The 17,923-nt window shown below is 68.4% G+C and carries 17 protein-coding genes; 9 read left to right on the top strand and 8 right to left on the bottom strand.

Features of this window, described 5'->3' with window-relative positions; all coding sequences use genetic code 11:
• Positions 1-2: 2 nt before the first annotated feature.
• From nadA to E3O54_RS00105, 4 genes are all read right to left on the bottom strand, one after another.
• The gene (gene nadA / locus E3O54_RS00090; protein ID WP_134400680.1) at positions 3-1,313 is read right to left on the bottom strand and encodes a quinolinate synthase NadA; all 1,311 of its coding nucleotides are present in this window, start codon (positions 1,311-1,313) and stop codon (positions 3-5) included.
• 82 nt (positions 1,314-1,395) lie between these two features.
• Complete coding sequence (locus E3O54_RS00095; RefSeq protein ID WP_134342945.1) at positions 1,396-2,106, bottom strand: NUDIX domain-containing protein; 711 nt, start codon at positions 2,104-2,106, stop codon at positions 1,396-1,398.
• Between the two features lie 97 nt (positions 2,107-2,203).
• Positions 2,204-2,959, bottom strand: a complete 756-nt coding sequence (locus E3O54_RS00100; RefSeq protein ID WP_134342946.1) for a polyprenol monophosphomannose synthase — start codon at positions 2,957-2,959, stop codon at positions 2,204-2,206.
• Positions 2,960-2,963: 4 nt separating this feature from the next.
• Entirely contained in the window at positions 2,964-4,499 is a 1,536-nt protein-coding gene (locus E3O54_RS00105; protein WP_134400681.1) for a glycosyltransferase family 39 protein, read from the bottom strand.
• A 111-nt stretch (positions 4,500-4,610) separates the two neighbouring features.
• On the opposite strand from E3O54_RS00105, the gene E3O54_RS00110 reads away from it, so the two are divergent.
• Positions 4,611-5,486, top strand: a complete 876-nt coding sequence (locus tag E3O54_RS00110; protein ID WP_134400682.1) for a carbon-nitrogen hydrolase family protein — start codon at positions 4,611-4,613, stop codon at positions 5,484-5,486.
• A 13-nt stretch (positions 5,487-5,499) separates the two neighbouring features.
• On the opposite strand, the gene E3O54_RS00115 is transcribed toward E3O54_RS00110, so the two are convergent.
• Together E3O54_RS00115 and E3O54_RS00120 are read right to left on the bottom strand one after the other, a co-directional pair.
• A complete protein-coding gene (locus E3O54_RS00115; RefSeq protein WP_233191304.1) occupies positions 5,500-5,904 on the bottom strand; it encodes an ATP-dependent DNA ligase in 405 nt (134 codons plus the stop codon).
• A 147-nt stretch (positions 5,905-6,051) separates the two neighbouring features.
• Positions 6,052-7,083 (bottom strand): alpha/beta fold hydrolase, encoded by a 1,032-nt coding sequence (locus tag E3O54_RS00120; RefSeq protein ID WP_158250232.1) that lies wholly within the window; start codon positions 7,081-7,083, stop codon positions 6,052-6,054.
• A 163-nt stretch (positions 7,084-7,246) separates the two neighbouring features.
• Here E3O54_RS00120 and E3O54_RS00125 point away from each other — a divergent pair, with 163 nt between their 5' ends.
• Complete coding sequence (locus tag E3O54_RS00125; RefSeq protein ID WP_134342950.1) at positions 7,247-8,320, top strand: alkene reductase; 1,074 nt, start codon at positions 7,247-7,249, stop codon at positions 8,318-8,320.
• 40 nt (positions 8,321-8,360) lie between these two features.
• Here the strand turns inward: E3O54_RS00125 and E3O54_RS00130 are convergent, their stop codons facing one another.
• A complete protein-coding gene (locus E3O54_RS00130; RefSeq protein WP_134342951.1) occupies positions 8,361-9,560 on the bottom strand; it encodes an aminotransferase class I/II-fold pyridoxal phosphate-dependent enzyme in 1,200 nt (399 codons plus the stop codon).
• A gap of 78 nt (positions 9,561-9,638) precedes the next feature.
• Between E3O54_RS00130 and E3O54_RS00135 the strand changes: the two genes are divergently transcribed.
• The 7 genes from E3O54_RS00135 (at position 9,639) to E3O54_RS00165 (ending at position 17,022) form a co-directional block, all read left to right on the top strand.
• Complete coding sequence (locus E3O54_RS00135; RefSeq protein WP_134400683.1) at positions 9,639-10,220, top strand: hypothetical protein; 582 nt, start codon at positions 9,639-9,641, stop codon at positions 10,218-10,220.
• Positions 10,221-10,351: 131 nt separating this feature from the next.
• The gene (locus tag E3O54_RS00140; RefSeq protein WP_134400684.1) at positions 10,352-11,056 is read left to right on the top strand and encodes a hypothetical protein; all 705 of its coding nucleotides are present in this window, start codon (positions 10,352-10,354) and stop codon (positions 11,054-11,056) included.
• 119 nt (positions 11,057-11,175) lie between these two features.
• Positions 11,176-12,756, top strand: coding sequence for a S1C family serine protease (locus E3O54_RS00145; protein ID WP_134400685.1), 1,581 nt, complete (start codon positions 11,176-11,178; stop codon positions 12,754-12,756).
• A gap of 134 nt (positions 12,757-12,890) precedes the next feature.
• A complete protein-coding gene (locus E3O54_RS00150; protein ID WP_233191302.1) occupies positions 12,891-13,952 on the top strand; it encodes a glycosyltransferase family 2 protein in 1,062 nt (353 codons plus the stop codon).
• Entirely contained in the window at positions 13,949-14,761 is an 813-nt protein-coding gene (locus E3O54_RS00155; protein ID WP_104100225.1) for a CDP-alcohol phosphatidyltransferase family protein, read from the top strand. Before E3O54_RS00150 ends, E3O54_RS00155 begins: the two co-directional genes overlap by 4 nt.
• The gene (locus tag E3O54_RS00160; protein ID WP_104100224.1) at positions 14,748-15,647 is read left to right on the top strand and encodes a glycosyltransferase family 2 protein; all 900 of its coding nucleotides are present in this window, start codon (positions 14,748-14,750) and stop codon (positions 15,645-15,647) included. Before E3O54_RS00155 ends, E3O54_RS00160 begins: the two co-directional genes overlap by 14 nt.
• A gap of 73 nt (positions 15,648-15,720) precedes the next feature.
• Positions 15,721-17,022, top strand: coding sequence for a hypothetical protein (locus tag E3O54_RS00165; protein ID WP_104100223.1), 1,302 nt, complete (start codon positions 15,721-15,723; stop codon positions 17,020-17,022).
• Here E3O54_RS00165 and E3O54_RS00170 read toward each other — a convergent pair.
• Entirely contained in the window at positions 17,019-17,906 is an 888-nt protein-coding gene (locus E3O54_RS00170; RefSeq protein ID WP_233191299.1) for a hypothetical protein, read from the bottom strand. The two genes, E3O54_RS00165 and E3O54_RS00170, sit on opposite strands and share 4 nt — an antisense overlap.
• Between the last annotated feature and the right edge of the window lie 17 nt (positions 17,907-17,923).

The following is a 17,923-nucleotide window of genomic DNA, read 5'->3' on the forward strand; positions in this document are numbered from 1 at the left end:
GGTCAGGCCTCGATGGAGACGGGCGGCTTGGCGGAAAGCATCCGTTCGAGGGCGACGCGGGCGTTGCCGGCAACCTCGCCCGATACCTGGATGCGATTGAGCACCTCGGGCGCGCGGTCCGTGGTGCCGACCAGCGCTTCGAGCACCCAGGCCAGGTAGCCCGAGTGGATGCGGTACATGGTGGAGCAGGGGCAGACCACCGGGTCGAGGCAGAAGATGGTGTGCTCGGGGTGCTGTGCGGCGAGCCGCTGCACCAGGTTGATCTCGGTGCCGATGGCGAACGTGGACCCGGCCGGGGCTGCCTCGATGGCCTTCTTGATGAAGTCGGTCGAGCCGTAGGAATCGGCGGCGTCGACGACGCCCATCGGGCACTCCGGGTGCACGACCACGCGCACGTCCGGGTGCGACTGGCGGGCCGCGGTGATCTGGTCCACCGTGAAGCGCTTATGCACGCTGCAGAACCCGTGCCAGAGCACGACCTGGGCGGCCTCGAGCTCCTCGGCCGTGTTGCCGCCGAGGGCCTTGCGCGGGTTCCACATCGGCATCCGCTCGAGGGGCACCCCCATCGCCTTGGCGGTGTTGCGGCCGAGGTGCTGGTCGGGGAAGAAGAGAACGCGGCGGCCGCGGGCGAAGGCCCACTCGAGCACGGTCTCGGCGTTGGAGGAGGTGCAGACGATGCCGCCGTGCTCGCCGCAGAACGCCTTCAGCGCGGCCGAGGAATTCATGTAGGTGACCGGGATCACGGGCACGCGGCCGTCGACGCCCTGCTCGCTGCCGTAGAGGTCCTCCAGCTGTTCCCAGCAGTCGGTGACGGAGTCGATATCGGCCATATCGGCCATCGAGCAGCCGGCGGCGAGGTTGGGCAGTATGACCGCCTGCTCCGGCGTGGAAAGCAAGTCGGCGGTTTCGGCCATGAAGTGCACTCCGCAGAAGACGATCGCCTCGGCATCCGGACGGCTCTTCGTGGCCTGCGCCAGCTGGAAGGAGTCGCCCACGAAGTCCGCGTGCGCCAACACCTCCTCGCGCTGGTAAAAGTGCCCGAGGACCACGACCCGGTCGCCGAGCGTGGCCTTGGCGTTACGGATGCGGTCGCCTAGTTCCTCCGTCGACGCGCGACGGTAGACCTCGGGCAGCTCACCCTGCCGCGGTGACCCGGTGGGGATGACATCGCCCATCGACGACCCCGGGCCGTAGCCCGGCGTGCCGGAATCAAACTCCCACGGAGCGGTGAGCAGGTCGGGGCTGCACGTGCTGCCGGTGGCAGCTCCCGTGCTGATGAGTCGAATGGTCTGGTCGACCGATGCGATGGTCATGCGGTTACTCCTCGATATTCATACAAAGCGATAGTCGGACAAGCGGTGGCCAGCAGGAGGGTGCTGGGAGGAAGAGTCATGCTCAGCCGATGGCCGGCTCGAGCGCACCCGGAGTGGTGGCATGAACGGAATCGTTGTAGCGGTAGAGGCGGGGCGGCCGATGCGGTACGCCGGCTACGCGCTGGCCGGTGTCGACCACGGTGCCTGACCCCTCGATCGTGCGGCGGAAGTTGGCCGGGTCGAGGGCCTTCTGCAGCACGGCCTCATGCACCTCGCGCAGCTGCGCGAGCGTGAAGGTCTCGCCGAGGAACGCGTGCGCGATGCGGGAGTACTCCACCTTGGTGCGCAGGCGCCAGAGGGCGTATTCCACGATGAGGTTGTGGTCGAAGGCGAGCGGCGACAGGTGGTCGGCCGGAAACCACCGCACATTCTCGTCCTCGACGGCCAGCGCCGCCTCACCGGACTCGACGAGCGCCCAGTAGACGACCGAGACGACCCGGCCGCCGGGGGAACGCCCCGGATCCCCGAAGGTGTAAAGCTGCTCGAGGTACTTGGGGGTCAGGCCCGTGGTCTCGCGCAGGGCGCGCGCGGCCGCGCCGGCCAGGCGCTCATCGGCCCGCAGGCCGCCGCCGGGCAACGCCCACTGACCGAGGTAGGGTTCCCGGGTGCGGCGTACAAGCGGCAGCCACAGGGTCGAGTGGCCGGATTCCGGATCCGGCCGCAGGGCAAAAATGACCGTCGACACGGCGAGGGCCGCCTCAAGCTGGGTGTTTATTCGCGCATCCACTGTCATTCACCAAGTAAAGGTCATTGTGACTCTAACTGAATGGATTCATCTTATAGTCACTCTGACCAGAAGTCACGCCCTATGGGGCGGCGTGCGGGTCCGGTCAGCGGGCACGCGGCAGGGATGTCGGTGTAGACGCGGCAACGCGGCGAGCGTTCCTGCCGGTGAGACCCCAGATAGTGACACGGGCCATCGCCTCGGCCACGATCGCGGCACTCATCTTCGAGGAACCGACGGTGCGCTCCACGAACGTGATCGGCTTCTCGACAACGCTGAGCCCGGCCCGAACCGCATGCAGCAGCATGTCGATCTGGAAGCAGTAGCCCAGGCTCTCGACGCCAGAGAGGTCCATTCGCCGGAGGGCATGCGCCGTGAAGACGCGGTAACCGCCGGTGACGTCTCGCTGGGGCAGCCGGAGCAGCACGCGCGAGTAGACCGATCCGCCCCGCGACAGCAGACGCCGGTGCCACGGCCAGTTCCGCACCATTCCGCCCGGGACCCAGCGGGAGCCCAGCACCACATCCGCCGTCTCCGCGGCCTCGAGCAGGGTCGGCAGTTGCTCTGGCAGGTGCGATCCGTCAGCGTCGAGCTGCACCAGTCGGTCGTAGCCGCGGGAGAGCCCCCAGGCGAAGGCCTCGAGATAGGCGGCTCCGAGGCCGCTCTTCCGGGAGCGGTGCAGGGCGTGCACCTGGGAATCGGTGGCGGCCAGCGCGTCAGCCAACTGCCCCGTGCCGTCCGGGGAGGAATCATCGACGACCAGAACGTCGGCCGCCGGCACGCTCGCGCGCACCCGGGACACGATCGACGCGACGTTGCCCTGCTCGTTGTAGGTCGGGATGATGATCAGAGTCCGAGCCATGGGGCTACCTTGTCATTTCGATGATCTGCGTGCGGTTCAGCATGGTCGACTCGGCGACCGTGAACCCGAGTTGTTGCAGGATGCGGATGTTGTCCCCCCGCCTATTCTCACCGCTGGCCTGGTTCAGCAGCACCCAGACCCGGTTCGTGCCGGTAAGTCGGTCGGTCACCTGCTCCAGCGGCACAGCCACGTCCCACAAGTCGTTGGTGGCGTCGGACGGCACCGCGAGGGTGACGTCCCGCAGGCCCTCGAACGCGGCCGGGTAGAGCCGCAGGGCGAGGCGGGGCTTGCGGGAGGGCCGCACGCTCTCGTCGAAAACGACCGCGTCTCCGGGCTGCGCGCCGGCCCGCACGACCTCGGACGCCTGGCGCAGGTCACTGCCGTAGTTCTTGCCGAACTCGCCGCGCTGGTCGAGATAGGTGGGCAGCATGAGAGCCGTGATCAGGCCCAGCGCGGCTGCCTGCGGCCAGAGCGGCCGGAGGCAGGCGATCCCCATGGCGATGGCGATCGCCGCCGCCGGCGTACCCACCGACAGGTACCGCAGCGAGTACATCGGCGTGACGAGGTGCGTGCCGATCAGGAGCGCTGCGCTCGGCACGATCAGCCAGGCCAGCATGACCGCCAGGGCCGCCCTGCTTGCTGTTGGTGCGGCCCGCCGCCCGCGCACGGCGAAGACCATCACCACCGCCAGCAGGATCAGACCCCACGCCAGAACGGCCAGCGGTACGTTGCCGAACCACTGGTGCACTGCGGCGGTGAGCACGGCGATCGGCGGGCGCCGCCCGATGAAGGCGATCTGATCGCGCTGCTGAAGGCTGGCCGCCATCACGGGGGCAGCCAGGGCGAGCCCGGAGGCCGTGGCCAGGGTCCAGGCGCGAATGCCCGCCCACCTGTCGCCCTCCGGCGGTATCAGCAGCACGGCGAGGCCGAGCACCGGGATCAGCAGCAGCACAAAGAGGAAGAAGTAGATTCCCAGGGCCAGGAGCGCGGTGTAAGCCGCCCAGAGCGCGAAGCGGGTGGCGCGATCCTGATAGCGGCTCCGCAGCAGGTGCATCAGCAGAACGGTCAGCCACACCACAACGGCCGTGGCGACTGCGGCCGAACGGGCTTCGGCGCCCATGTAGGTGACCCGGGGGAGCAGCGCGAAGACGATGGCCGCGAGCACGCCGACCCGGTGGGAGATCAGGGTGCGTGCCAGCACGAAGGTGCCGGCCGTCGCGAAGCCGACGAAGAGAGCGCTCAGCCCGCGAGTCGCCAGCTCCGAAGAGCCGAAGAGGCCGATCCAGACGTGCAGCAGCAGATAATAGGCGCCGTGCACCGCGTCGACGTTGTCCAGAAGTCGGAAGAGCCCCGGCAGGGAACGTTCCGCCGACATCACGCTGGCCGCCTCGTCGCCCCAATACGAGGGCCGCCACGATCCTGCCGCCGAGACGAGGAGGCCGAGCAGCCCGAGAATCGCTGCCAGTCCTTCGGTTCGGCGCAGGGGCAGGGTCAGCGCCTCGGGGCGAACCAGGCGGGAGACCAGCGGAGGGGGAGACACGCATATACGTTAGGCCACCCCGCTGAACCCTGGAACCCAGGACCGGTACGGACCGAGGGCTACGGATGCCGCGACCCCGGCCGAGGCGTTGCCGGCGGCTAGGCTGACGCCATGATCGATCCCCTCGAGACGCGCGATCCTGCTCCCGCTGCAGCTGCAGCTGCCGGCGCTGGCTCCGGCCCTGTGGCTGCCCTGGGGGTTGCGGTGGCCCAGTTCGCCCCCGGCCGCGAGCCGGCCGTGAATCTCGCCGCCATGCGTGCCCTCGCCGAGACGGCCGTCGGCCGCGGAGCCCGGCTGGTCGTCTTCCCCGAGTACTCCTCTTTCTTCGAACCGGTCCTGGGGCCCTCTTTCGTCGCCGCGGCCGAACCTGTGGACGGCCCCTTCGTGGCCGCCCTCGCCGCGCTCGCGGTGGAACTCGGCGTGCATGTCGTGGCCGGCATGCTGGAGGCCACGGATGACCCGAGCCGCTTCTTCAACACCCTCGTCGCGGTGGATCCGGCCGGCGAACTCGTCGCGAAGTACCGCAAGCTGCACCTCTACGACGCTTTCGGCGACCGTGAATCGGACTGGGTGCGGCCTGGCGCCGTGGAGGAACCCGAGACGTTCGAGGTGGTGGGACTGCGGGTGGGACTGCAGACCTGCTACGACATCCGTTTCCCGGAGGTGACGCGCCGCCTGGTCGACGCGGGGGCCGAACTGGTGCTGGTGCCCGCCGAGTGGGTGCGGGGACCGTTGAAGGAACAGCACTGGCGCACGCTGCTGACAGCGCGCGCCCTGGAGAACACGGTCTACGTGGCGGCCGCCGACCACGCCCCGCCGGTGGGCGTCGGCAACAGCATGGTGGTCGACCCGATGGGCGTGGAACTGGTCACCATCGGCGAGACAACGGATGTCGCCGTCGCCTGGGTGCTGTCGGAGCGCCTCACAGCCGTGCGCGCCCGCAATCCATCGCTGGCCCTGCGTCGCTTCGCGGTCGTGCCCCGCTGAGCGTGCAGCCAGCTCAGAGTTCGGTGGCGATGGTGTCCTGCGAGGCGGGCGCCGCGCGCACCGTGAACTTCTGATCCGGGCGATGACCGCGGTCGGTGCGCTCCGGATGTTCGGGTTCACCCATCGCCCGCTCCTCGCCGGTGGCCACCAGACCCTGGGAACTGTTAGCGGAACGGGTGAGCTGGGCGAGCCATAGCGGGTTGATGCTCGGCGGCTGACCGCCGGAGAACTTGAAATACAGGGGAATGGCCGGGTGCAGCCACGCGGAACTGCGACCGTTTCCGGCTTCGGCGGCGTTTCGCCACGAGAGCAGGAAGCTTTCGCCCCGGCGGAGTTTCTGTACGATCACGATCTGGAGATGCGCCAATATCCGGTCGTCGAATTCGACCGTGACCCTGTCATACGTCAACGAACCCATGGGGAGCCGCTTTCAATCGGTGGGGCTGTTCAGAGGCCGGCCGCACAGGGTGACCAGATCTCAGGACTGCTCCTCAGTTTGGTCGCTATGAACCCGCTTGACAAGGGAAACAGCCGTGCCGCGGGATCGTCCAGGACACAGCGACTACTACTGCGGGAACACGCCTGACCGGGGCAGGCATCCGTTCGGCAACAGGTGAAGCAGCGTCTCATACGGTTTCTCCACGTGCGCGAAATGCCCGGTGCCCGGCACCGTGACCAGATCGAAGCCGCGGATGACCGCGCGGAGCCTGGCCGCATCCGTCGCCGCCACGAAAATGTCGGCGTCACCCTGGGTTGCGTGCACGGCGCACTCGATCCGGGCCCAGCGGTTGGCGTCGTAGGTTCCGGCGAGGTCGGATGCCACGGCGAACGCCTGCGGGCGCAGCTCGGTCGCAAGGGCCCCGATGACGCTCTCGTGCAGCAGCTCCGGTCGGCGGAACAACGGCGCCGCCAGCGTGCGCAGCAGCCCGGTGCGGTGGAGCAGGCGGATCAGACCGTGGCCGGCGCGCCCGGCCCGGGCGACGGCCCGCAGTACCGGCAGCAGGGCGCTGTACCCCGGCAGCGCGGCGAACCGGGCGACCGGGTGCCGCACGGTGTCGATCACCGAGAACGTCGTGGCCGAGACGAGGCCGACGAACGCGGTCGACCGGGTCTCGCTTGCGGCAAGTTCGAGTGCCACGAAGCCGCCGAGGGAGTGGCCGATCACGGTCCAGGAGCGGTAGCCGAGCGCCCAGGCGATCTCGGCCACCACCGCAGCGGTTGCCTCGATGGAACGAGAGGGTCCCGCCGCCGGAAGCGGCGAGTCCCCCCAGCCGGGCAGGTCGGGGATGATCAGGTCGGTCAGGCCGAGACCGGAGGCTTCGGCCGCGGCCAGCAGCGGCGTCCAGGTCGTCCAGGATCCCGCGGCGCCGTGCAGCAGGATGGTCGCGGTTTCGCTCCCGGTACGGCGGCCGTGCCGCACCGAAACCGTTGCCTGGCGCAGCCGCATGGAGCTCGTGGTCAGTCCGAAGGCCCGGGCGTCGGACGACAGAGGGAACGGGCAGTATCCGGTGCGGTCCGGGTCCTCCCGGGTCGGTGCATCCGGGGTCGGGAAGCTCCGTGGCGACGTCGTCGGCCGGGTCTCGGCGATGGTGCTCATAATGCTGGTTCGGTGCGTCGGCTCCTGTGGATTGCCCGACCGTGACGGGTGAGGGGAATGCGCGGGAGAGCAGGGCCGTTGGCCCCAGGGGGAAGCTGCTTCCCCTGTCCGAGACGGCGCACGCTCCGTCCGGCGACACCCTGACCCACAGAAAGAGCTATTCGTGAATCTTTTCTCCCCGTTGTCCCTCGGCGACCTGGAACTGCCCAACCGGCTCGTCATGGCGCCGCTGACCCGGGTTCGGTCCGGAATCGAGGGCGTTCCCGGCCCCCTCGTCGTCGAGCACTATAGGCAGCGTGCTTCGCTCGGCTTGATCGTGACCGAGGGCACCTACCCCAGCCACGCCGGTCAGGGCTTCCCCGGCCAGCCAGGGCTGGTCACCCCCGAGCAGATCGTCGGCTGGACCAACGTCGCCGACGCCGTGCACTCCGCCGGCGGGCGCCTAGTCGCCCAGGTAATGCACGCGGGCCGCGTCACCCACGAGGGCACCAACGGCGGCCGCGAGGTCGTGGCTCCCAGCGCCATCGCCATCCAGGGCGATACCCGCACCTACGCGGGAAAGGCTGCCTACCCGGTACCGCACGCCCTCACACTCGACGAACTCCCCGGCGTGATCGCGGACTTCGTGCAGGCCTCCCGTAACGCCATCGCCGCGGGACTCGACGGCGTCGAGATTCACTCCGCGAACGGTTACCTCCTGCACGAGTTCCTCTCGCCGGCCTCCAACCAGCGCGACGACATCTACGGCGGCTCCCCGCAGAACCGGGCCCGTTTCGTCGTCGAGGTCGTCACCGCGGTGGCCGAGGCGATCGGCGCCGGCCGCGTCGGCATCCGGGTCTCGCCGGAGCACAACATTCAGGATGCCCTCGAAACGGATGCCGCCGACCTTATGGCCACCTACGGCGCGCTCGCCGATGCACTCGCTCCGCTGGGCCTTGCGTACCTGAGCATCCTGCACCGCGAGCCGGCCGGCGAACTGGTGCAGCAGCTGCGTGCCCGTTTCGCTGGGCCGCTCCTGGTGAACAGCGGCTTCGGCGAGGTCACCGACCGGGACGAGGCGATGGCCATCATCGCCGACGAACTGGCGGATGCGGTCGTCGTGGGCCGTGCCGTGATCGCCAACCCCGACCTCGTGTCGCGCTGGCTCAAGGACCTGCCGCTGAACGCTCCCGACCCGCTTACCTTCTACGGTGCCGGAGCCGAGGGCTACACGGACTACCCGGCACTGGCGCACTAGAACCCCTGTCGGCACCTCCAAAGCGGCGGCTGCCGGGCTGCTAACGGGCGATGATGCCGGCCAGCTGGGCGGCGGCGCGCTCAAGCACGTCCACCTTTTTACAGTAGGCGAATCGCACCAGCGAGGCATACTCGGACCGGTGCCGGGCGGAGCAGAACGCGCCGATCGGAACCGCGACCACCCCGGCGAGATCGGGCAGCACCCGGCAGAACTCGGCGCCATCAGGGTAGCCGAGCGGCGCGGCATCCGCCACGATGAAATACGACCCCTGAGGTCGACTGACCGTGAACCCCGCTTCGATCAGGCCGCTCTCGAGAACATCGCGCTTGGCCTGCAGGTCGGCGGCGACACCAGTGTAGAAGGTGTCCGGCAGGTCGAGGCCCCGCGCGATCGCCGGCTGGAACGGCGCGCCGTTCACATAGGTGAGGAACTGCTTCACGGCCAGGATTGCGGTGACAAGAGCGGACGGGGCGGTGAGCCAGCCGATCTTCCAGCCGGTGGTGTTGAACGTCTTCCCACCGGAGGAGATCGTGATGGTGCGCTCGCTCGCGCCCGGAATCGTCGCGACGGGCACGTGGGCGACACCGAAGGTGAGGTGCTCGTAGACCTCGTCGGTCACGATGAGCGCGTCGTGACGGTGTGCGAGGGACACGATGAGTTCCAGGGTCTCGCGCGGCAGCACGGCCCCGGTGGGGTTGTGCGGATTGTTCACGATAATCAGTCGGGTGCGGTCCGTGATGGCGGCGCGCAGTTCGTCGGGGTCCGGCTGGAAATCGGGCGCCCGCAGGCGCACCGTGCGATGGATGCCCCCGCCCAGCGCGATCAGGCCGCCGTAGGCGTCGTAGAACGGCTCCAGCGTGACAACCTCGTCGCCGGGGTCGAGCAGTGCGAGAACGGTTGCCGCCAGCGCCTCGGTGGCACCCGCCGTCACCAGGACCTCGGTATCCGGATCGACGGACAGGCCGTAGAACCGGTGCTGATGCCGAGCGATGGCGCCTCGCAGCACGGGCAAGCCGCGCCCCGGCGGGTACTGGTTCGCACCGTCGGAGATCGCCTGGCGTGCGGCTTCGAGAACCTCGGCAGGGCCGTCCTCGTCGGGGAATCCCTGGCCGAGGTTGATGGCGCCGGTGCGCAGGGCAAGGGCACTCATCTCCGCGAAAATGCTCGCGGCGACGGTGCCGTCCGCGGCGAGCAGGCCGGCCCCACGGGCCGTGCGTCGCCAGGCCCCGGAGATTGTCATGATGTCACCTGCATGGCTCCAAACTACGACATGTGGAAAGTTCGAGCGGGGCTGCGCCGGATGCCCTAGGTTGGCCGCATGCGGACCGTGCAGCGCGACCTCCTCGTTCTGGGCCCGCTGCTGCTGCTCGGCACACTCGCGCTGACCGGTTGCACGCCCGAACCGGTGCCCCGAGCGCCCCAGGCGTCCGAGACGACCGCGCCGACGGATGCCCCCGTCTTCGCGTCCGATGAGGAAGCTCTGGCTGCGGCCACCGAAGCCTATGCGGCGTATCTGGCTGCCAGTGATGCTGCGGGGGAGGCCGGGACGCCGTCGCGAGATCTTTTCCTGAGCCTCAGTTCCGGAAGAGCCCATGAGGAGGAACTTTCCGTTGCGACGTCCTTTGATGAGCGCGGGTGGAAGCAGATCGGCTCTACCTCTTTTGACTCAATGGCTATCCAGTCCGTCGAAATCAACGCAGAGAAGAAGTGGGAGATAAGGGTCTATGTATGTCTCGATGTAACGAAAAGCGACATTGTGGATTCCTCAGGCGTTTCGGTCTCTCAGCCTGACCGCCCGCTGCGGATGCCATTGACAGTTGCCTTCGTGGGAACTGACCAACATATTGACCATTTTAAGATGACGGAGTCGCAGGTATGGTCCGGATCAGATTTCTGTTAGTCGCAGCGATCGTCATGCTGCTCGTAGCTCCTTCTTCGATCTCGGCTGCCGCTGCAGGGGATAGCTGCCTTCCCAAACTGTTGGTCTCAGGTTTGTGCCCGGAGGCTAACGGTGCCATCAACAACGGCGGGGTGGACCTTTCTGCGGGGTACGAGACCGGCGGGGGACAGGGGTCCGGGAACGAAGCCGGTGGCGGAGCGGGATCCGGGGCGGGCGGGTCCGGTTCCGGCAGCGGCAGCGGCAACGCCGGTGGCGGCCAAGTCGGTGCAGCACCCGTCGTCGATCCGCTGGCGTTCGTGCGCGACGACTTCACGGTCAACTGCATTCCGGGGTCGCCGTGCGACCCGAACCTCGTGGTGAGGGTTAGTGATCTGGTCAACTTCCAGCCCGCGGCGCCGTCCCAGACGATGGAACCGCGCGGCTGGAGCGTGGCGGGTTTGCCCGCGAACTTCATCGCGTCGGCATCCGAGCACTCCCGTACCGGCGCCTTGCTGGGATATCCGGCGGAGGTCCATTTCACCCCGGTCGGCTACCGCTGGTCCTACGGCGACGGTGCCCAGGCAAGCACGAACTCGGGCGGCGCGACCTGGGCGGCACTGGGCCTCCCGGAATTCTCCGACACCGCCACCAGCCACGCGTTCGCCAGTCCGGGAAGCTATGCCGTGGTCGTCGCGGTGGTGTACTCGGCCGAGTATCGCTTCGCGGGCCTTGCCTGGCGGCCGGTGCAGGGTACGCTGTCGACCTCGGCCAGCCCGCTCGGCGTGATCGTGGGGGATGCCCAGACGGTGCTCGTCAACCGCGAGTGCACGACAAACCCGGCCGGTCCGGGTTGCTAACTGTGTTGATCGACCCGGCACCGCTCAAGTCGTGGCGTCGTCATTGAATGCTCCCAGGCTGCACAGATCATTCGTTCAGGTTCAGGAGTCAAGGTGGAAACGCTTGGAAGGAGCACACCATGACCGACAATCCGCAGGCACCCGGCACCACTCCCGATCCCGACAACGCAGTCCCATTCGAAGTCAATGCGGCCGGCGAGGCTTCCGCCACGGCCCAGCCCTCTGCGGATCACTCCTCCGGCGACGCCCCCGGCGACGAGAAGCCGACCGAGGTCATCCCCGACACAGTTTCCGCCTCTGAGCAGTCGCCGGCCCAGCCCACCGCGGCCCAGCCCACCTCCACCTCGGCCGCGCCCGCGCGCGCGCACGCCACGGATTCCTTCGGTCGCCCGGTCGCGGGAAGTACCACCTCGAATCCCTACGCGCCGAATACCCAGCCGCAGTCCAACGCCCATCAGACCGGGTACGCCGCCGACCAGCCCGGCGGCCCGCGCACGCAGCCCCGCCGCTCGGGTAATATCGCCCTGATCGCGGCCCTCGCCATCGGCGCTCTCGTCGGAGGGGCATCCGGCGCCGGCGTCACGGCCTTCGTGGTCACCAACCAGACCGTCGGAATCCCGACCAGCCAGGCCGACGGCCCCAGCACGGTCGTGGTCAACAACACCGACAGCGTCAACCAGATCACGGCGGTCGCCGCCAAGGCCACGCCTAGTGTCGTCACCATCGCCGCCTCCGACGGCAGCTCCGGCGGAACCGGTTCCGGCGTCATCCTGTCCGAAGACGGCTACATTCTCACGAACACGCACGTCGTCACCCTCGACGGCGCCGCCGCCGACGCCAGCATTCAGGTCACCGCCAGTGACGGCAAGCTCTACGCCGCCACCATTGTCGGCACCGACCCGGTTTCCGACCTCGCCGTGATCAAGCTGGACGGTGCGAGCGGCCTGACGCCGATCAAATGGGCCGATTCCGGCAAGCTCAACGTCGGCGACAGCGCCATCGCGATCGGCGCACCGCTCGGCCTCTCCGGCAGCGTCACCGACGGCATCGTCAGTGCACTGAACCGCAGCATCTCCATCGCCTCCTCGGCTGCCCCGTCGACACCCGAGAACTCCGCACCCGACGAAGAGCAGAGCCCGTTCTTTTTCGACCTTCCCGACCAGAACGGCGGCGCGGCCCAGGCTCCCTCCACCGGCAGCATCTCACTCTCGGTCATCCAGACGGATGCCGCGATAAACCCCGGCAACTCCGGCGGAGCCCTGCTCAACGCCAAGGGCGAGCTGATCGGCATCAACGTCGCCATCGCCAGCGCGGGCGGCGACTCGGCGGCCGCCGGCAGCATCGGCGTGGGCTTCTCCATCCCGTCGAACCTGGCCAAGCGTATCTCCGACGAACTGATCGCCACCGGCACGGCCAGCCACGGTCTGCTCGGCGCCAGTGTCACCAGCGCTGCCGGCAGCCCGGAGAGCGCCACCGTCGGCGCCCTGATCAGCGAGGTCTCGGCGGGCGGTGCAGCGGAAAAGGCCGGACTCCGAAAGGGCGACATCGTCACCAACCTCAACGATCTACCCATCACCGACGCGAACGACCTCACCGCCCAGGTGCGCGCTCTCGCGGCCGGCGAGACGGCCGACCTCACCTTTGTGCGCGATGGAAAGTCGGCCACGGTATCCGTCACGGTCGGCGCACTCTCCAGCTGACCACTCGCTCCTTCCAGAGAACGACAGCTGCGCCGCCGGTGATCCACCGGCGGCGCAGCTGTCGTTTGCGGCCCCGATGCAGGCAGGAAACACCCGGCTGGTAGGCTCTTACATCCCGCCAGAAGAATGGAACTATGACCAGCCAGGATCCCTCTTCCGGAGCCGCATCCCTGCTCGGGGTTTCCTATGTGATGCCGGTGCTGAATGACGTCACCCATGTGCGCGCCGCCGTGACCAGTCTGCTCCGCCAGGACTACTCGGGGCCCTTCGAGGTCACCCTGGCCCTCGGCCCGAGCATCGACGGCACAACCGAACTGGTTGAGGAGATGGCCGCGGTCGATCCGCGCATCCGCATCGTGGCGAACGAGATCGGCTCCACTCCGGCAGGCCTCAACACGGCTATCCGTGCCTCGCAGTACGCGTTCGTCATTCGCGTCGACGCCCATTCGGTGCTGCCGCCGGACTACGCCCGCATCGCCGTGGAGACCCTTGAGAGCACCGGCGCCGACAATGTCGGCGGCGTCATGGACGCCCAGGGCGAGAGCCCGTTCCAGAAAGCCGTCGCGCGCGCTTATGGCACGAAGATCGGCCTCGGCGGCACTCCCCTGCACATCGGCGGCCCGGAGGGCCCCGCGGAAACCGTCTACCTGGGCTGTTTTCGGATGGACAGCATCGTGCGCGTCGGCCTCTTCGACGAGGGCATCAAGCGCGGCCAGGACTGGGAACTCAACCGCCGTCTGCGCGACCAGGGCGGCATCGTCTGGTTCACACCTCGGCTCCGGGTCGTCTATCGGCCCCGGCCGAGTCTGGCCCGGCTGGCCCGGCAGATGGTGTCCACCGGCCTCTGGCGAGGGGAACTCGCCCGCCGATATCCCGAGGACAACGGCATCCGTTACTTCGCCCCGCCCGTCATGGTCCTGGGTGTCACTGTCGGCACTCTGGCCGGGCTGGCCGGCCTGGTTCAGCTCCTCACCGGGGCGAACCCGTGGTTGCTGCTCGGTTTTCTGATTCCCGCCGCCTACCTGGGGCTCGTCGCCGTGGCCACGGCCCTGGTGACCCGGCCGGACGGGTTTCGTGCCGGGCTGTGGTTTCTCGTAGTCTTGCCCTGCATTCACTTCTGCTGGGGGATCGGCTTCCTGCTCGGGTTTCTGAAATTCACCACCAACATCACGGCCCATACCGGAAGGCACCAATGACGTCAGCGAATCCCGCGGCGACTCGACCCTCCTCAATCGCCGAGCTGCGCCACGTGGCCCAGCCGCCGGAAGTTCGGCTGCGGGCGAACGCCGAGCACTGGACGGCGTCGCTCTACCTGCGCGACATCTCCCCGTATCTGACCTGGATGCTTCTGAAGACCTCTATCTCGGCGAACGGCGTCACCGGCCTGATGATCCTGGTCGGCTGGTCCACGGCGGCCGCGCTGCTCATTCCCGGCATCTGGGGCGCGATGCTCGCCCTCCTGCTTGGGCAGCTGCAGATGTTGGTCGACTGCTCCGACGGCGAGGTCGCCCGCTGGCGCCGGCAGTCCTCCCCGGCCGGCGTGTTCCTCGACAAGGTCGGGCACTACACGACAGAGGCCCTCATCCCGATCGCGTTCGGGATCCGGTGCGCCTTCTACCCGTTCGAGGCCCCCGCCGACTTCCTGTGGACCACGCTCGCACTGCTGCTCGCCCTCGTCATCGTGCTGAACAAGGCCCTCAACGACATGGTGCACGTGGCCCGCGCGAACGCCGGCCTGACCAAACTCGCCGATCGCAAGCACGAGCAGACCCCGACGTCGAGCTTCATCGCCCGCGCCCGCCGCCTGGCCCGGTTCCTCCCGTTCCACCGGCTGTACCACTCGGTCGAACTGACCATGCTGATCTTCGTCGCCGCGGTCGTCGGCAGCTTCCTCGGCGAGCCGGCGGTCGACCGGTTCGTGCTGATCGTGCTCGTCCCGCTGGCCTTCCTCTCACTGGTGGGCCACTTCGTGGCCATCATGGCGTCCAAGCGTGTCCGGTCCTAGCGCTTCACCGGTCGGGCCCGCCCTGCCGACAGTGGGGGTCGTGCTGCTCACCCAGGGCACCCGTCCCGACGACCTTGCCCGCGGCATCCGCAGTCTGCTGGCCCAGCAGGGAGTTCTCCTGGACATCGTGTGCGTGGGCAATGGCTGGCAGCCGACCGGGCTGCCGGACCAGGTGAAGACGCTCGGCCTGCCCGAGAACCTGGGCATTCCGGCCGGCCGCAACCGCGGGGTCTCCCGCGTCGCGGGAGAGTTTCTCTTCTTCCTCGACGACGACGCCAGCATCCCGGACCCGCACTTTCTGCGAGATGCCATCGGCGTGCTTCGGGCGGATTCGACCATCGGCCTTCTGCAGCCCCGAGTGGTCGACCCGGCCGGGATCGTGTCGCCGAGACGCTGGATTCCGCGCATCCGCAAGGGCGAAGCCACCCACTCCAGCAACGTCTTCTCGGTCTGGGAGGGTGCCGTGCTGCTACCCCGGGCCGCCTTCGACGCCACCGGGGGCTGGGCCGAGCCGTTCTTCTACGCCCATGAGGGCATCGAGCTGGCCTGGCGTGTCTGGGACCTGGGCCTGCGCGCCTGGTACGCCGGCGAGCTGGAAGCGAATCATCCCGTGATCGCGCCCACCCGGCACGCCGACTACTACCGATTGAACGCCCGCAACCGGGTCTGGCTGGCCCGCCGCAACCTTCCGGTCCTGCTCGTGCCCGTCTACGCCGGGTCCTGGCTTCTGATCCAGGTACTGCGCTGGGCTCGAAATCCGGGCGCGCTGCGCGCCTGGCTCACCGGTTTCCGCGAGGGGTGGACCACCGACCCGGGGGAGCGGCGTCCCCTCAGGGCGCGCACGGTGTGGCGGATGACGCTGGCCGGACGGCCGCCCATCGTCTAACGATTCCGTCGTCACGTCCCCTTCGGGGGGCCAGAGGCGCTCGGTCGAGTGGCATCGTCGGTACTCTTGATGGGTGGGTATTCAACGAGACGTCAGGCTTGGGCTCAAGCTGGTCAGGGACGTCACGGCGTCCCGCAAGGCACAGCGGCTGCTGAACGGGCGGCTGTCCACGCGTGAGCCGCTGCCCCGGAATCACTTCAAGATCGCGGTCTACTTCGCCGACGGCGACGTCAATCTGTACCAGATGCGGCAGTGGTACAAGCCGCTCGCGAAGCTCGCCGAGACCTGGCCCGTCCTGGTGCTGAGCCGCAGTGGGGCAGGTGCCCTGCCGCTGATCGATGAGTCCCCGCTCCCGGTTGCCTACGTTCGCCGGGTCGTCGACCTCGAGCAGGTGCTGGCCCAGCAGGACATCCGGATCGTGTTCTACGTGAACCAGAACACCCGCAACTTCCAAATGATGCGCTACGGGGGCCGCTGGCACGTTTTCATCAACCACGGTGAGAGCGACAAAATGTACATGGTCACGAACCAGATCAAGGCCTACGACTACGCCTTCGTCGCCGGCGATGCCGCGATCGCCCGTCTCGACAAGGTGCTTTGGGACTATGACTTCGACAAGCGCGCCCTGAAGATCGGCCGCCCCCAGGCCGACTTCTACTCCGGCGCGACGCCGTTCGCCCCGGACGAGCGCCAGGTCATCCTCTACGCTCCGACCTGGGAAGGCGACCGGCCAGCCGCCGCCTACGGCTCGATCGCGTCCCACGGCGTTGCCCTGGTGACGTCACTGCTGGCCTCGGGCCGGCACCGCGTGATCTACCGCCCGCACCCCCGCAGCGGCGTGGTGAGCAGCGAGTACGGCGCGGCGAACAAGACCATCATCGCGGCCATCGCGACGGCGAATGCGCGCGATGCCTCGGCCCGGCACATCTACGACGCGAGCCCCGACCTGGGCTGGCAGTTGTCGGCAGCGGATGTCGCCATCGTCGACATCTCGGCGATGGTCTACGACCGTCTGGCCTCAGGCAAGGCCCTGATGGTGACCCGCCCGGTCGACCCGGCCGCTCAGATCGACTCAGGAGGCTATCTCTCCGACTGCGAGTGGCTGAACGTCGACGATGCGGGAAGTATCCTCGGCGTGCTCGACGATCTCACCCATGACAGCGAGGCCCATGACCGGCTCAAGATCTGGGTCGAGCGTTACTTCGGCGACACCGGTCCCGGAGTCGCCACGGAGCGTTTCCACGCCGCTGTGGCGCACCTGATGGACGAGTGGGAGCGCTTCGACACATCCCACCCGCAGGCCGTGAGCCTGGAAGTGGTCGAACCAGCCATCGACGCTCCGACGGACGAGGTCAGCGACGTCGAGAAGCTCTAGTCTGCACGGGGCGGTGTCGGCGTTGTCGGGTGCGGTGCTCCGGGCATCCGTCGCCGGGGGGACAGCCGGCCGGACAGGCCGGTCAGGGACAGCCGGGTGATCCCCGGGATGCGGCGGGCCGGCGATTCCCGAACGACGATCCGCACCCGGGGGTCCAGTTCCTCGCGGAAACCGACCGGCGGCTGGCCGAACGCGAGCCGCGACGAGTGAACGACCCGCGAGCCCAGGATGTGGTTGCCCGCACCCCCGATGATGGCGCCCACACCGAACGGCAGGGCCTTGCCGATGAAGCTGGCGCCGCCCCTGGCGGCGAACTGCCGGATGAAGCTGCTCTTCAGCCGATCGGTCAGCGGTCCCATGATGGCCCGGGGAATGCTGGTCGTGATGAGTTCGCCCCAGTAAGCGGCGCGCGGGACGCCGGAGCCGGAGACCTGGCCGGCCAGCTGGCGCACCAGGTCTGAGCCTTCGCGGCCGAGCATCATCGTCATCACCAGAGCGCGTGCCCGCTCGGGGTCCTCGACCGTGATGCCGTGCACCTCGCTCACCGACTGCGTGAACAGGGCGGTGGCCTCGAGGAACCCGGCCGTCTCCACGCCGGAGATGGCCAGGGTGACGGCGGTGCCGACCCCCGGGATGACCGCCGTCGCGCCGACCGCGGCACCCCCGGTGGTGACGGCGGCGAGGTAACGCCGCTCCAGGATCCGGATGATCTCCACGGGCGACGCCTGTGGGGAACGGCGGCGCACGGAACGGATGTGCGCGAGCACGGCAGGACGGTGAATCGCCATCACGCGGTCGAAGCCCGTGACGATCCCGGTGGGGAGCTGGCCGCCTTTCGGCAGGCCACCCGTCTCGGAAATAATCGGCTTGGTTTTTTTGGCCATCAGAGTGCCCTCCGTCA

It is taken from the genome of Cryobacterium sp. TMT2-4, from assembly GCF_004402575.1.
Taxonomy (GTDB): Bacteria; Actinomycetota; Actinomycetes; order Actinomycetales; family Microbacteriaceae; genus Cryobacterium; species Cryobacterium sandaracinum.

What these genes read in the sequence shown, in the direction of transcription:
- nadA (WP_134400680.1), bottom strand. Translation starts at nt 1,313, where the DNA reads ATGACCATCGCATCGGTCGACCAGACCATTCGACTCATCAGCACGGGA.
- E3O54_RS00095 (WP_134342945.1), bottom strand. Translation starts at nt 2,106, where the DNA reads ATGACAGTGGATGCGCGAATAAACACCCAGCTTGAGGCGGCCCTCGCC.
- E3O54_RS00100 (WP_134342946.1), bottom strand. Translation starts at nt 2,959, where the DNA reads ATGGCTCGGACTCTGATCATCATCCCGACCTACAACGAGCAGGGCAAC.
- E3O54_RS00110 (WP_134400682.1), top strand. Translation starts at nt 4,611, where the DNA reads ATGATCGATCCCCTCGAGACGCGCGATCCTGCTCCCGCTGCAGCTGCA.
- E3O54_RS00115 (WP_233191304.1), bottom strand. Translation starts at nt 5,904, where the DNA reads ATGGGTTCGTTGACGTATGACAGGGTCACGGTCGAATTCGACGACCGG.
- E3O54_RS00120 (WP_158250232.1), bottom strand. Translation starts at nt 7,083, where the DNA reads ATGAGCACCATCGCCGAGACCCGGCCGACGACGTCGCCACGGAGCTTC.
- E3O54_RS00130 (WP_134342951.1), bottom strand. Translation starts at nt 9,560, where the DNA reads ATGACAATCTCCGGGGCCTGGCGACGCACGGCCCGTGGGGCCGGCCTG.
- E3O54_RS00135 (WP_134400683.1), top strand. Translation starts at nt 9,639, where the DNA reads ATGCGGACCGTGCAGCGCGACCTCCTCGTTCTGGGCCCGCTGCTGCTG.
- E3O54_RS00145 (WP_134400685.1), top strand. Translation starts at nt 11,176, where the DNA reads ATGACCGACAATCCGCAGGCACCCGGCACCACTCCCGATCCCGACAAC.
- E3O54_RS00150 (WP_233191302.1), top strand. Translation starts at nt 12,891, where the DNA reads ATGACCAGCCAGGATCCCTCTTCCGGAGCCGCATCCCTGCTCGGGGTT.
- E3O54_RS00155 (WP_104100225.1), top strand. Translation starts at nt 13,949, where the DNA reads ATGACGTCAGCGAATCCCGCGGCGACTCGACCCTCCTCAATCGCCGAG.
- E3O54_RS00170 (WP_233191299.1), bottom strand. Translation starts at nt 17,906, where the DNA reads ATGGCCAAAAAAACCAAGCCGATTATTTCCGAGACGGGTGGCCTGCCG.